Source organism: Pseudomonas sp. TH31 (assembly GCF_016650815.1).
Taxonomy (GTDB): Bacteria; Pseudomonadota; Gammaproteobacteria; order Pseudomonadales; family Pseudomonadaceae; genus Aquipseudomonas.
The window spans coordinates 558,281-572,015 of record NZ_JAEKEZ010000033.1; the positions used below are offsets into that span (position 1 = coordinate 558,281).

Below are 13,735 nucleotides of genomic sequence, written 5' to 3' on the forward strand. Positions count from 1 at the left end.
AGCTGTCCAACAGGATAGGTGAGTTCGCCAGTTTTGCCGTGGTCGTAGCATGAAGAACGGATCAGTTGGCCGGTTCGCGATATCTTCCGCCCAGCACTGCACGTGGATGGATTGCAGCGCGGACAGGAATTCGGCAGCCGAGTACAGGTTGTTGCGCGCCAGTTGTCCGTACCAGGGCCAGACCGCGATCTAAGGAGCCAGGTCAGCCTTGAACCACTTCTCCGAAAGCCGTTTGACCGTCCCATCCACCAGGGCTGCGCTCAGGGCTTGGTTGAATTTTTCCTTCAAGTCAGTATCCCCCTTCCTGAACGCCAGGGCCTCGCCCGGGCCCCAAATGGGTCCACCTATCTTGGGGCCGACCATATGCGCAGCCTGGTTTTCCGGGTTTAGCAGCGCGGAGGAGAAAAACGTCACGTCATCGAAAGCAAAATCAATGCGGCCTGCGTTCAGGTCCATCATGTGCTCGCCGGACTTTTTATAGGTCCGGATGGTTGCGACATTTTTAAAGTTTTTCTCCACAAAGTCCGTGTAAGCCGTGCCGGACTGAATACCAATGACCTTATCTTTGACCAGCGAGCGCAACTGATCGATGGTGGCTTGGTCGTTGTTCTGATCACCGCTGAGCTTGACCACTTCATCGCTCGGGGCGCTTGCAATCACCGCTGGCGTTGAGCTGACAAACACACCCTGCGTGGCCGCATACGGCTGTGAGAAAGCGACGATGGCCTCACGCTCCGGGGTAATCACGATGGCATCCATCAGCATGTCGAATTTGTTGGCGTTAAGCCCCGCGATCATCCCGTCCCAGTCCTGGGCTTGAAGCTTGCACTCAAGCTGGACTCTCGCGCACAGGTTCTTCAGCAGTTCAGGTTCGAAACCGGCAATCTCGCCGTTGGGTAGCGTGGTGTTCCAGGGTTCGTAAGCCCCCTCGGTGGCCACACGAACCGTTGTCCAGTCCTTCGCAGCGGCCATGCCAGTAAACAGCAGACTGCTGCCCAAGGCGGTACAGGCGAGCAGGTTTCGGGTAAAGCGAGTGATGGAATGCATGTGTTTCCCCAAAGAGTTCGAAAAGGATCGGCAGGGGCAAGCAATGACAGCCAAGGTGGGTCGAGGGCCTATTTATTAGACTGTTGCGTACGAGTCAGGCCGTTCGGCCGTAAAAGCCCAGTTGTTCCTCAGCACTGAACAGCACCCTGGGCTTTTCGTAGTACGAGAAAACAGCCACCATCCGTTCGCGGTTACCCTTGACTGGGGTGACGCGGTGCGCCGTGTTTTTACCGCGAAACACATTGAGCGTGCCGGCGCGCAACTTGAGTGTCTGCACCTGGGAATCACGCCCCTCAAGCAGTTCGGCCACGCCCGCATAGTTGGGATCATCACTGGTGCGCAAGTTGCTGCGGTACTGGAATTCGCCACCTTCTTCGGGGGCCTGCAGCATCAGCGTGGTGGTGAATTCGGACCGATCGAAGTGCCAATTCAAGGTCTCACCCTGGCGGTAGCTCATCACGTTGACGCGCGCCAAGGGGTCGGCCATCACGTGTAAGTGCGGCTTCTCCATGACCGCGGCCAGAAAGGCCACCAGGGGCGGGTACTCGTAGACGCCACTGACAAGGCTGCCCTTGAGTTGGTCTGCGCACAGGGTATGGCTGACCGTCTCGACGTTGCGTAATGCCGGATGATCCGCCGCCAAGCCCTCGATCTGTGGTTTGAAGTAGATATTGTGTGTGCGGCTGTGGGTATGGGATTCGCTGTTCATGGCCGGCTGAATTTGCTTGGCTGCCAGGCCCACGTTGTCCTCTGTGATAAAGCCTTCCAGATTGAACATGCCGTTCTGGTTCAGCTCGTTGCGGGACTTCTCAACCAGGCGGTTCCACTCTTCGCTGCCTTCACGGTCGAGTGGATAGCGCTCAAGATCTATGACGTTGTTCATGATGACCCTCTCGTTGTAGATGGCTCCAACGTACCCCATGAAAATCTTCGCAACAACGGCATTAATTGTTAGCATCCCCCTAGTAAAACTTATGGGAGATGCGCTTATGCAACGGTTGCCACCCCTCAATGCCGTTCGGACCTTCGAAGTCGCCGCAAGGTTGGGCAGCTTTGTGCTGGCGGGTGCAGAGCTGGGCGTGTCGTCGGCGGCCGTCAGCCAGCAGATTCGCCATTTGGAAGACTACTTCGGCAAAAAACTCTTCGTACGCAACGGCAACCGTTTGGCCCTCACCGACGCCGGCTTGGCGATTTATCCACAAACCTCTCGGGCGCTGGGTGACATCGCCGCGATGACCGTGCGCATACTCGAAGGTGAAATGCGCACACGGCTTATTGTCAGCGTTCCGTTTTCCCTGGCCGAATGCTGGCTAGCCCCGAAGCTCTCAGAGCTGCTGGAGATCTACCCACAACTGTCGGTGGATGTTCGTGTGGAAGATGACCCGGTCGACCTCGCCCGGCATGACGTGGATCTTCGGGTCAGCTATGGGAATTATCACTACCCTTCGTTTGAGGCCATCCCTTTGTTCCATGACGAAGTGTTGCCGGTTTGCGCGCCGGAGCTTTGGTATCGGCACGGCAACAAGGACTTCGATCTCACACAGATTCACGAAAGTTTGTTTATCCATACCCAATGGGGCCCCAACTATGCGTCGCATCCTACGTGGGGTGATTGGTTCACCAGCGAAGTAGGGGACTATTCTCCGGACCCGGCACATGGCCGTCGCTCGGGATTGTCGAGCCTGTCGGTGACCCTTGCCAAGCTGGGGATGGGGATTGCTTTGGGGCAGAAGGTGATTGCGAAGCGGGATTTGGAGGCGGGGCGTTTGATTGCGCTTTCTACTGCGTCGTTGCAGCTGGGGCATGCTTATTGTGCGTTTGTGCCTGCGGCCAAGCGGGGGCGGGTGGATGTACAGAGGCTGATTGGGTTGTTGCAGCTTTCAAAAGTTGAGGCGGGCCTGTAGCAGCGGATGTATCCGCGAAATCCAACGCGGTGTATCTGAAACATCGCGCGAGGTTCTTGGCACATTCCGGGCCGATAACAGCCATGAGGGCGGAACCGGATGCTGACTTTTGCGCCGCCGACTTGGAAGACTTCCGCAGGGCGCGCCCTTATTTGTCTTCCTACAGAAACAGGATCGGAGCCAGTGGCGATTCACGTCACCTCTTCGCTGTAGGATCGGTGATCCAAGCGCGCTGTTCCTTTACGGTGGTAGGCCGTTGAATCGGCGCAGCAACTGCGTTAACTGTTCTAGATCAACATCGCTCCAGTCGTCGATACGCTGCCGAAAAACGTCACCCTTGTGAAGAATCGCCTGGCGAATTTTTTTCCGGCCTCGACGGCTCAAACTCAAGATGGTACCTCGACCATCCAAAGGATCCGGTCGGGCTTCGACCAGTTCCAAATCGATAAGCCTTGCCGTCAATCGGCTCGTTGCGCTTCGATCCATCGCCACGGCTTCGGCGACACAACTGACCTTCGCAGGCCCGAACACGTGAAGCCAGTGGGCAATGTGAAACGCTGCCGGTGGCAAGTCTGGGTGGAATTCAGCGGACGTCGCTACTGTCAAGGCGCGCGAGGCGCTCAGCAGCGCACTGAGCTGTTCGCCCAACGCGAGAACGAGGGTCTCTCTTTCGTGGACTGTCTGAATGGCTGTCTTCTTCTCAGGTGTTTCCATTCCTGTCTGTTCCTGTTATTGCCAGCGAAAAACCTGTCGGCCGTTCGTTGATGGACAAATTTTTTTTTGTGAATATAGTGGACTTTAGTCCATTAACTGCTCTGGCTGATAGTGACAACATCACCATGAAAATCAACTCCACGATTGTCCTTACAGGTGCCACCAGCGGAATTGGTCAGCTTGCTGCCGTCGAGCTGGCAAGACGAGGCGCCCACCTGGTGCTCACTGCACGTGATAAGACCAAGGCTGCTGCGACTTGCGAGCGCATTCACGCCGCAGCACCGGGCGCGCGTGTCGACGTTCACTATGCGGATTTCAGCAGTCTCGATTCTGTTGCTGCGCTAGGCTTGGAAATCGCTTCGCGATACGAACGTATCGATGTGTTGATCAACAACGCAGGCCTCCACGCATTTGAGCAGCGTGTCACCGTTGATGGCCACGCCGAGATGCTCGCGGTGAACTACCTCGCTCCCTGGCTGCTGACAGACATCTTAAGAGAGGCGCTGGTTCGCTCGGCCCCATCCCGAATTGTCACGGTCGCGTCCGAGGCTTCAAGACGCAGTGGCGGGCTGACGCCGGAGAAAGACCTCTTCGACACGGCCCCATTCACGCGCCTTGGTTCATCGAGGATCTATTCGAAAACCAAGCTGATGGACATTATGTTTTCGCAGGATCTCGCGCACCAGCTTCATGGTACAGGCGTGGCGGTACACTGCCTCGATCCGGGCTTTAACGTCACGGGCATCGGTCGCGAACTGGGGTTTTCTGGAGCGCTCGTCAGGGCTTTGAACTGGTTGCGCATAGGCGATCCGCAGCGTGGCGCAGATATCATTGTGCGGTTGGCGACCGATTCAAACCTTTCGCCGGCATCGGGTGGGTACTTTTCGGTGAAGGACGCCAAACCAATACTACCGACGCCGCCAGCCGATAACGCCGCTGCCTGTCGAGAACTGTGGGTGGCGACATCAGCCCTTCTCGCAAGCCACGATGGACGACACCTCGAAACGGTTGAATGACATCGCATCTACGATAGCGGAGGTCAGCGGCTCTTCAGCGTCGACGTTTAGAACCACGAGGCCATGATTGCATCTTCATCTTCCTTCTCGATGGGAGAATACGAGGATCGTTCATGATCCCCATGCATCCGGCCAGCGATGAGCAATCGGCGCCGTGATTGCCGATCGCTCCCGAGTTACCTTGCTCAGAGGGTTATAGGCTGCTGGTAGGCTTTTGGTTTGAAGTACAAATGCTCACCCGGGCAATCCCGGCCAGGCTGTCGTGGTCTTTCACCACCTCGGCTTCGATCAGTTCGCTCTGGCCTTCGACCTTCAGCGTCACCCGTGTCGTCGCCCCCAACGGACGAATGTCGCGCACTTCGGCGGCGTAGTGATCATCTCGCTCATAGCGCGACAGCGATACTTCGTGAGGGCGGAATAATTGATTGGAGTCGCCTAGGAAGTGGTAAACAAAATCGCTGGCTGGGTTTTCATACCGTTCGTCCCCAAGGATAAGGACAGCGTAAAGGCCTGTGAGGAAGAAGACAGCGCTAATCCGTCTTTCCTTCGCTTTCGGTGAGAGGTCGCCAGGATTGTTTATGATCCAATATATCCTGCCAGCCACGCCGCGCCAGCGGTAGATCGAGCAAGCGCTTGCCGGTGGCATCGCTGATGGCATTGCCCAGCGCCGCGGCCATGGGGCCCTGGACGATTTCCGCAGCACCGAGAAATGGCTGATCCGGCTGATTAATCATGTGAACCTCGACCTGTTGCGGCACCTCGGGAAAACGCATGATCGGATAGCCGGACCAGTCGAAGCTATGCATGCCATTGGCGTCATAGAGGATGCGTTCGTAGAGCGTCCAACTGGCGGACTGCACGATGCCGCCCTGGATCTGATTGAGCAGCCCATCGGGGCTGACGATTTGCCCGACATCGACGGCGGTAACCACCCGATCAATCGTCACCTGCCCGGTCTGGCGCTGCACATGTAACTGCACAGCGATTGCGCAGTACCCCATGATGTTTTTATAGCGTGCGAAGGCGAAGCCGATTCCGCTGCCGGCGCCTGTTGCTTTTTGTGGCCACCGGAACGCACTGGCCACGCGTTCCACCACCGCCCGTGCTCTTGGGTCGCTCAGGTGCTGCAGGCGAAATTGCACCGGGTCCACTGTGACCCGTGCCGCCAGTTCATCCACGGTGCTCTCGATGGCGAACACGTTGATATGGGCTCCGAGCGAACGCATGGCCGAGGTCCTGAATGGCATGGTCAGAACGAAGTTCAGATCCACCTTCAGGTTGGGTATCTCATACAGCGGAATCGCGTTACGGTCGCCGTCACCCTCAGGTTGGGCGATCGGGACCGAAGGTGCAGGGGTGAAGGGCTTGGCCAACAGCCACGCCGGTAACAGGCGCCCGGCATTGACGATGCGTTCGTTGTGCGGCGTGCTCCAGAGTTCGTATTTCCAGTCACAAAGACGCCCGCTGTCGTCCAGTCCCGCTTCCATTTCGGCAAGCATGGCCGAGCTGTAGGGCTCCCAGAGATTTTCCTGTTCGCGCATCCATTGCACCCGTATCGGCTTGCCGGGAATGGCCATGGCGATCAGCGCGGCATCGGCGGCGGCGTCATCGGCGCCGTTGTGGCCATAGCAACCGGAGCCTTCAGCGTGGATACAACGCACCTGAGCCACCGGCAGGCCGACCATCTCGGCGATGCCCGTGCGCAGAGGGTAGACGCCTTGAGTATGGGTCCAGATGGTCAGTGTTCCATCCTTGAACCAGGCCACGGCACAGGACGGCCCGATGGATCCGTGCATAAGGTATTGCTTGGTCACTCGTGCCTTATAGGCGCGCGGTGCAGGTTGCGTGAGGTCACCCTTGGCGCTCACCGGGTAGCGCCGCGCTGGCAACTCGGTGAGTAATTGATGGATGTGTGTTGAGTCGGGTAGCGGATTGCCTTCTGTCCAGCGGGCAGTGGCGTAGCCCTCGCGCATCGCTTTGATCGCCAGCCATTCATCTGTGGCGACTACAGCGAGGTAACTGCCGTTGCGGACCAGTTTCACTACGCCCGGGAGCTTCCTGAGGGCGGCCTCGTCAATGTCCAGAAGCTGACTGCCGCGCCGGGGTGGGCGTATCACGCGGGCATGCAGCATATCGGGCAGACGCATGTCCTGCACATAGGCGGCACCACCGCTGACTTTTGCCGGGATGTCCAGTCGAGGCAATGATTTGCCGATGAGGGTGAAGCTGCTGGCTGGCTTGAAGGGCGAGTTGCCCGATGCGAAGCGATGCAGTTGAACCCCTGCGACTGCTTGTGCGTAAGTCATGCTGCGGCCTTGTGCATCGTAGATCACCGCGTCCCGCGTGGTCAGGCTGTCGATGGTGCGCTGCCATTGCCGTGCCGCGGACTCGAGTAACAACTGACGCACCTGGGCCGCGGCGTTGAACAGCGCCGTGCCGCTGTCGACGATTGTATGGCTGCCGGCGGTGTAACCTTCATTGGGTGTCAGCGCGGTATCGGCAGTGAGAAAACGGATGAGCCCCGGTGACACTTCCAGGCGTTCGGCGGCGATCTGCAGGAGCGCAGTTTTGACGCCAGTGCCCAGCTCCACTTTGCCGGTGTAGACGGTGATGCCATCTTTCTCATCAATGCGAATCCAGGCGTCCAGATAGGGCGTGGCCCGCAGGCTGCCCGGTAGATCAGGTGCCAGGATCTCCGTACCCAAAGTGTCAACTTCGGTGTCAGCGAAGGCGCGCGGAACACCGGGAAGCATCGCGAACCCCATCACCAGCGCTCCGTTTATCACGAAGGCACGGCGGCTCAGATCGACAGTTTGTGTTGAGGCTTTCATACCTTGCCTCCTTGCGCGATGATCGACTTGATAGCGGCGAGTATCCGTACATGGGTGCCGCAGCGGCACAAGTTGGGCGCCATGTGGCGACGGATCGTTTCATCATCTGGATGAGGGTTGGCCTCCAACAGCGCCTGCGCCCGTACAATCATCCCCGCGATGCAATAACCACACTGGGCGGCCTGTTCGTCGATAAAGGCTTTCTGCAACGGCCCCGGTTGCTCGGCGCTGCCCAGGCTCTCCACGGTGCGCACCGATTTGCCCGCCAGCGCACCGCACGGTGTCAGGCATGAAAACACCGGTTTGTCGTTCACTAACACTGTGCAAGCGCCGCACTGACCCAGACCGCAGCCGTATTTGGCGCCATTGAGCCCCACCTGGTTGCGCAAGGCATACAGCAGGGGCATGTCCTGCGGGATGTCCAGTTCGTGAGTCTTGCCGTTGATGTCGAGTGTGATCACGGTTGCTGCTCCTGAGCCCGAATGCTTTTGATTATCTTGTCGAGATCCGTCCAGGGTCTGGTCGCACAGCTTTCGTTGCGCAAGTACTCGGCAAGTGCAGCCACATGGGCATCGCCCAGGCTATGGGCGAAGGCAGGCATGTAGTGGCTGGAAGCGGCGCTGGACATCGGGATGCCCTGCAGGATGGTTTGGACCAAGTTGCGTGGCGAGTCCGCCATCACCGCCGAGGTGTTTGCCAGCGCCGGCCTCGATTCAATGACGCGCATGGGTGCCGCGCTGCCGTGGCAACTCGCGCAGGCTCCGTCGAACAACGAGGCGCCCAGAAGCGCCGTGGCGCTGGGCTTGATCCCAGAGGTGCAGGGCGGCGATGTGGCAACCGATGAGTGTTTTTTGAGGTCAAGAATGTACTGCGCAATGGCATGGGCATCTTCCGCTGGCAACTGCGCAATGCTCAGACTGACCGGCAACATCGGGCCTGCCGCTGCGCCGTGTCCTTCGGCGACCTCGCCAGTCAGGTAGGCGACCAACTGGGTTTCATTCCAGAGATGTTCCCCTGTGGCCATTCCGCGCAGGGCAGGGGCCGTCCAGCCGTCGACGATACCGCCATTGAATAGCTCGCTGCTTTTCTCCCCGCCAATCAAGTTCAGGGGCGAATGGCAGGATGAGCAGTGTCCGGCGCCTTCGACCAGGTAACGTCCGCGGTTCCATTGCGGCGAATGACCGGGAAGTGTTGCCAGCGGTTCACCATGCAGGAATAGCAGGTTCCAGAAAGACACCAGCGGCCGGAAGTTCATGGGGAAGACCATATGGTTTTCCGGTGCGGTGTATTTGACCGGGGCCACGCTCATCAGGAAGGCATAGGCATCCGCAATATCCACATCGGTCATCTTTCGGTAATGCACGTAGGGGAAAGCCGGATAGAGGAAGTGGCCGTCGCGCGCGATGCCTTCGCGCATGGCTCGGCGAAACGCATCCAGCGACCATTCGCCGATACCTGTTTCGCGGTCCGGGGTTATGTTGGTGGTGAAGAGCGTTCCGAAAGGGGTTGCCAGCGGCAACCCGCCGGCCATGTAGGCGCCCCCTGGCCGTGTGTGACAGACTGCGCAGTCTCCTGCTTCGACAATTCGTCGGCCCCTGTCCATGGAGTCCGGGCGTGCCATCGGAGGCTGGGTGATGATGGAAATTTCCGGCCTCCACATCATCCAGATTGCAAACCCGATACCCACGACGCCGATCGCCAGAACGGCCCCTATGATCGTTCTGCGTTTCATCGCCTTACCTCTCAAGCAGAATAAACGACTGGCTGTTTCCACCGCTTGCGTTTGGCGTACGGCAAACAATCTGCGGCATGAGCTTAAGAGAAGAGGGTTGTGATGGAGTATCCCTCCAGAACGCAACGCTAAATTGCGCCATGCGCAACGACACCGCGATGCGAGTGCATGACAAAGAGAATTAACAACCGTTAACTCGCGCGGCCTCCACCTATGCTCAAAGATAGGTCCCCGGAAAATCTAGAAATGCACCGATGTCATTAAGGGAGTTTCATGGACAAGCTGCTCGCATTGAAGATGTTTATCCAAACGGTCGATTCCAAGGGTTTTTCGTCTGCCGCCAGACAACTGGGCGTGGCGACGTCGTCTGTGACCCGGATGATCGACAGGCTTGAGGCTGAACTCGGTGCTGTGCTGCTCAATCGCTCCACCCGGCAAGTGACGTTGACGGATGCCGGAGCTGCTTATTACTTGAAAAGTCGGGACATTCTGAACGCCATGGCCGATGCGGACGAGTCGGTCTCGGACCGGGGCGAACTCCCCGCAGGACAGCTGCGCATTTCGGTACCTGTGGCGTTTGGGCATCGCCTGATTGCCCCGCATATCGCCTCGCTTTTAGCGCGCTACCCAAGGCTGGTTTTGGATATGACGCTTTCTGACGACATCGTCGATTTGCTCGGTGAGCGCATCGATCTTGCGATCCGCTTGGGATCGGCAGCGGCGATGGACGGGTGATCAGTCGCACCGTCGGTAACTTTCGACGTCGAGTGGTCGCCAGTGCCAAGTATCTGCAGGCTCAAGGGTTCCCCGACCAGCCCATGGACCTCATGCAATACGAATGCATGTGCTTCAGCTATGGCTCGCCGCAGCAGGTCTGGACATTTGCCGATACGGACCAAGAGATTCGTGTGCCCGTCGATGGTCGTTTCAAAAGCAACAACGCCGAGGTCTTGCGCGAAGTTGTGCTGGCCGGCAGCGGGGTGGCGTTATTACCCGATTGGCTTGTCAATGACGACATCGATAGTGGTCGATTGACGTCCTTGTTTGACGCTTTTGTTGTTAATCCGAACAACGCGAGCTCTGCGATATCCGCGCTGTACCTGCCCAATCACCGGGGCTCGAAACGCGTCAATGCGTTTATTGATTTCCTCACGGACTTACTCACTCCTGAAACCCCGCCAGGTGAGTAATCGCCCAATCTTTGCTTTTTGCGAAACGCAACGTTGCGCAGCAGGTGGATTCTCCGAACGGTTGCAGGCGCCTACCTTGGGGGTGTGAAAACCTTCAACGACGGAGACTGCCATGCACCTGCATTCATCCACTATTCAAGTGACCTACGACTTCATTTGCCCATGGTGCTGGATCGGTGAGGAAAATCTACAGCGCGCTCTTTGCGCCTTGGGCGCTTCAACAGACACCTCAATCACTTTCCTGCCCTATCAGTTAAACCCGGATATGCCTGTGCAAGGCATGGATCGCAAAGTCTATCGAAGCGGCAAGTTTGGTAGTTGGGCGCGCAGTCAGTCCATGGATGCACAGGTCACCCACGTCGGTAAGGCTGTCGGCCTGACGTTCGACTATGAACGAGTCGAGAAGACCCCCAATACCCTGGCGGGACACCGGCTGGTGTGGCTTCAACAGCAGGAAGGTAAAGACGCATCCTCCTTGGTCAAGGCTATTTTCAAGGCCTACTTCTGTGAGGGACGCGATATCGGTGACCTCAATGTATTGGCCGACATCGCTGCCGAAACGGGGCTGGATCGAGTGGCAGTCTTCGACTTTCTCAACTCCGATGAAGGCACTACTGAAGTAATGGAACTCGAAGCCGCGACCAAGGCATCCGGTGTGCGGTCGGTGCCGAGCGTTCATATCGGAGAAGACGTGATCAGCGGTGCGCAACCCGTTGAAGTAATGATCCAGGTACTCCAGCGAAGTCTGGTTGCTTAAGCGTTACCCATTTTTCAATCTTTTAAATTCAGGAAATCATCATGACCGATCACTTGTTCAGCACCATCAAACTTGGCCGACTTACTCTCAATCATCGCATCGCTATGGCCCCCCTTACTCGTTCCCGGGCTGGCCAGCCTGGCAACGTGCCCACGTCGATGAACGTTGAGTACTACCGTCAACGTGCCAGTGCAGCGTTGATCATCAGCGAGGCGACTCAGATTTCGCAGCAGGGCCAAGGCTACGCCTGGACGCCCGGCATCCACAGCGATGAGCAAATCCTTGGCTGGCAGGCCGTCAGCGATGCCGTACACGCAGAAGGCGGACACATTTTCCTGCAGCTTTGGCATGTGGGAAGGGTCTCGCACCCGGTGTTTCAACCTAACGGCGGCCTACCGGTAGCACCGAGCGCGCAACCGGTACCCGGAAAGACCTTCATCCTCAATGAGCAGGGAGAGGGCATCTGGGACGATGTGCCAGTCCCGCAGGAGTTGGACGTTGCGGGGATTGAAGCGATCGTTGCTGACTACCGCAAGGCCGCTCGCAATGCCTTGCTTGCCGGCATGGACGGTGTGGAAATTCACGCAGGCAATGGCTACCTGCTCGACCAATTTATCAACAGTGCCAGCAACCAGCGCAGTGATCGCTATGGCGGCAGCATCGAAAACCGAGCACGACTGCTGCTTGAAGTCGTGGAAGCCGTGAGCAAGGAAATAGGCGCCGAGCGCGTTGCTGTTCGATTAACTCCGATGGGGCGTTTTATGGGGATGGGCGATGACACCCCGGAACAAACCTTTGGCTACATTGCATCCCGGCTCAATCACTGGAACCTCGCTTACCTGCACCTGGTTGAACCCATGATGGTTGGCACAGTGCTCGACCAAAGTAACGATCCACGCTGGGACGCCATCATCAAGCAACTGCGCACTGACTTTCACGGCGTACTCATGCTGGCGGGTGGTTACACCGGCCAAACGGCCGAGAAGGCAATCGCTGAGGGGCGTGCCGACCTCATCGCGTTTGGTCGCCCGTTCATTGCCAACCCCGACTTGCCGGCTCGTTTGCGTGGCCGTGCCGCACTCAACCTGGCGGACGGCAACAGCTTTTTTGGCGGCGACGCCAAGGGGTATATCGACTATCCGGTGCTGGCATAACGCAGCGTCGACATCCAGATGTCTTGGGAATCACCACGCCACGAGGAGAAAGGTAATGAAGAGTCCAGATGTTTCGAAAGCCTTGGTCATTGGTGGCTCTCTGGGTGGTTTGTTCGTCGCTACGGCGTTGCGGGCAATTGGTTGGCAGGTCGACGTTTACGAGCGTTCTCCCGCGGCGATGGATAGCCGTGGGGGCGGCATTGTTCTACAAGCGGACGTGCTACAACATTTTCGCTATGCACGCATCAAACATTCAAATGCACTCGGTGTCCGGTCCCATGATCGTCTGTATCTTGATCGGGCCGGTACGGTCGTGCATCAAGAGCCGATGCCGCAAACCCAGACCTCCTGGAACACGCTCTACAACTCATTGTTATCGGCATTTCCTGCTGAGCACTATCACCGGGGTATGAAGCTGGTTGATCTGGCTCAAAGTGAGCAACGAGTGACCGCGATTTTTGAAGATGGCAGCTGCGCCGATGGAGAACTGTTGATCGGCGCCGATGGTGCAAGTTCAACCGTGCGAAGTCTGGTGTTGCCGGGGGCGGGATATACGTATTCGGGGTATGTGGCCTGGCGTGGTTTAGTCGATGAAAACAGACTTCCAGACTTCGCCAAAGCGGAGCTTTACGAGGACTTTGTGTTCCAGCAGGCCCCTGAATCGCTGATGTTGGAGTACATGGTGCCGGGCTTGAACGGCTCGGTTAATCCAGGCGAGCGCCGGTTCAACTGGCTCTGGTATCTGAAAGCCGCACAAGGGCCAGAACTTGGTGCTGTTCTCACTGATCATGAAGGCCGTCGGCGCAGCCACTCCATTCCCCCCGGGCCTTGGCCGCCGAGCAGGATGCATACATCCGAGAAATGGGTGAACAGCATGCCAACCCGGCATTTCGTGAACTGATTCGGCAGACCAAGGATATTTTTGTACAGGCAATCCTTGATCTCAAAGTCCCTCAAATGGTGTTTGGTCGCGTGCTGCTGACAGGCGATGCCGCCTTCGTGCCACGTCCTCACACTGCCGGGAGTACCGCCAAGGCAGCCCGAAATGCACTGTCCATGGCTCAGGCAATCGAGGGTAAGGATGACATCGATGCCGCCTTGTTGGCCTGGCAGCAACAGCAACTTGCTGAGGGTAAGCGCATGGGGGACTGGGGCGTGAGTATAGGCAATCGGATCATGGGTATCATCCAACCTCGCCGAGAGCAGGGTGGTCTTGCCGGCCCCACTGGGGCAGATATAGCCGGATAGGGTTGCCAGCGCCGTCCACGCCCGACTAAAACCACTGTGGTTCTTAGTTGGGAGGTAGTGCAAAACGCCAGATATTGTAACGTTCGGCGCCCCGTGCGACGGCATTGCCCTGACAGATAAGCCATTCAGATCGTCTCCATTT

Annotated in this window: 12 protein-coding genes and 3 pseudogenes; 7 read left to right on the forward strand and 8 right to left on the reverse strand. The window is 57.8% G+C overall.

From position 1 onward, the window contains the following. Window positions 1-66: 66 nt before the first annotated feature. The 3 genes and pseudogenes from JFV26_RS33845 to JFV26_RS28240 form a co-directional block, all read right to left on the reverse strand. Window positions 67-189: pseudogene (locus tag JFV26_RS33845) on the reverse strand (glutathione-dependent disulfide-bond oxidoreductase); the annotation flags it as partial. Beyond that, entirely contained in the window at window positions 190-1,101 is a 912-nt protein-coding gene (locus JFV26_RS28235) for a transporter substrate-binding domain-containing protein (RefSeq protein WP_242487923.1), read from the reverse strand. It abuts the pseudogene before it with no gap. A gap of 40 nt (window positions 1,102-1,141) precedes the next feature. Then, window positions 1,142-1,930 carry a HalD/BesD family halogenase gene (locus JFV26_RS28240; protein ID WP_201196939.1) on the reverse strand — a complete coding sequence of 263 codons (789 nt, stop codon included), beginning with the start codon at window positions 1,928-1,930 and terminating at the stop codon, window positions 1,142-1,144. Between the two features lie 37 nt (window positions 1,931-1,967). Here JFV26_RS28240 and JFV26_RS28245 point away from each other — a divergent pair, with 37 nt between their 5' ends. Next, window positions 1,968-2,951 carry a LysR substrate-binding domain-containing protein gene (locus JFV26_RS28245; RefSeq protein ID WP_242487924.1) on the forward strand — a complete coding sequence of 328 codons (984 nt, stop codon included), beginning with the start codon at window positions 1,968-1,970 and terminating at the stop codon, window positions 2,949-2,951. A gap of 240 nt (window positions 2,952-3,191) precedes the next feature. On the opposite strand, the gene JFV26_RS28250 is transcribed toward JFV26_RS28245, so the two are convergent. Further along, window positions 3,192-3,665, reverse strand: coding sequence for a MarR family winged helix-turn-helix transcriptional regulator (locus JFV26_RS28250; protein ID WP_201196941.1), 474 nt, complete (start codon window positions 3,663-3,665; stop codon window positions 3,192-3,194). Here JFV26_RS28250 and JFV26_RS28255 point away from each other — a divergent pair. Next, window positions 3,656-4,681, forward strand: coding sequence for an SDR family NAD(P)-dependent oxidoreductase (locus tag JFV26_RS28255; protein ID WP_201196943.1), 1,026 nt, complete (start codon window positions 3,656-3,658; stop codon window positions 4,679-4,681). The two genes, JFV26_RS28250 and JFV26_RS28255, sit on opposite strands and share 10 nt — an antisense overlap. A gap of 185 nt (window positions 4,682-4,866) precedes the next feature. On the opposite strand, the pseudogene JFV26_RS28260 reads toward JFV26_RS28255, so the two are convergent. The 4 genes and pseudogenes from JFV26_RS28260 to JFV26_RS28275 all read right to left on the reverse strand — a co-directional run. Next, a pseudogene (locus tag JFV26_RS28260) lies at window positions 4,867-5,162 on the reverse strand (TOBE-like domain-containing protein); the annotation flags it as partial. 49 nt (window positions 5,163-5,211) lie between these two features. Next, the gene (locus tag JFV26_RS28265) at window positions 5,212-7,512 is read right to left on the reverse strand and encodes a xanthine dehydrogenase family protein molybdopterin-binding subunit (RefSeq protein ID WP_201196945.1); all 2,301 of its coding nucleotides are present in this window, start codon (window positions 7,510-7,512) and stop codon (window positions 5,212-5,214) included. Continuing rightward, on the reverse strand, window positions 7,509-7,973 hold the full coding sequence (locus tag JFV26_RS28270; protein WP_201196947.1) for a 2Fe-2S iron-sulfur cluster-binding protein: 465 nt from the start codon (window positions 7,971-7,973) through the stop codon (window positions 7,509-7,511). Before JFV26_RS28270 ends, JFV26_RS28265 begins: the two co-directional genes overlap by 4 nt. Continuing rightward, entirely contained in the window at window positions 7,970-9,043 is a 1,074-nt protein-coding gene (locus tag JFV26_RS28275; protein ID WP_446739949.1) for a c-type cytochrome, read from the reverse strand. Before JFV26_RS28275 ends, JFV26_RS28270 begins: the two co-directional genes overlap by 4 nt. Window positions 9,044-9,517: 474 nt before the next feature. Here JFV26_RS28275 and JFV26_RS28280 point away from each other — a divergent pair. The 5 genes and pseudogenes from JFV26_RS28280 (at window position 9,518) to JFV26_RS33850 (ending at window position 13,593) form a co-directional block, all read left to right on the forward strand. Beyond that, window positions 9,518-10,434 (forward strand): annotated as a pseudogene (locus JFV26_RS28280) (LysR substrate-binding domain-containing protein). Between the two features lie 112 nt (window positions 10,435-10,546). Continuing rightward, window positions 10,547-11,191: a DsbA family oxidoreductase gene (locus JFV26_RS28285; protein ID WP_201196951.1), complete on the forward strand. Its 645-nt coding sequence runs from the start codon at window positions 10,547-10,549 to the stop codon at window positions 11,189-11,191. Between the two features lie 41 nt (window positions 11,192-11,232). Then, window positions 11,233-12,345 carry an alkene reductase gene (locus JFV26_RS28290; RefSeq protein WP_201196953.1) on the forward strand — a complete coding sequence of 371 codons (1,113 nt, stop codon included), beginning with the start codon at window positions 11,233-11,235 and terminating at the stop codon, window positions 12,343-12,345. 55 nt (window positions 12,346-12,400) lie between these two features. Beyond that, complete coding sequence (locus tag JFV26_RS28295; RefSeq protein WP_242487925.1) at window positions 12,401-13,246, forward strand: FAD binding domain-containing protein; 846 nt, start codon at window positions 12,401-12,403, stop codon at window positions 13,244-13,246. Beyond that, window positions 13,207-13,593 (forward strand): hypothetical protein, encoded by a 387-nt coding sequence (locus JFV26_RS33850; RefSeq protein WP_242487926.1) that lies wholly within the window; start codon window positions 13,207-13,209, stop codon window positions 13,591-13,593. Before JFV26_RS28295 ends, JFV26_RS33850 begins: the two co-directional genes overlap by 40 nt. Window positions 13,594-13,735: the final 142 nt, after the last annotated feature.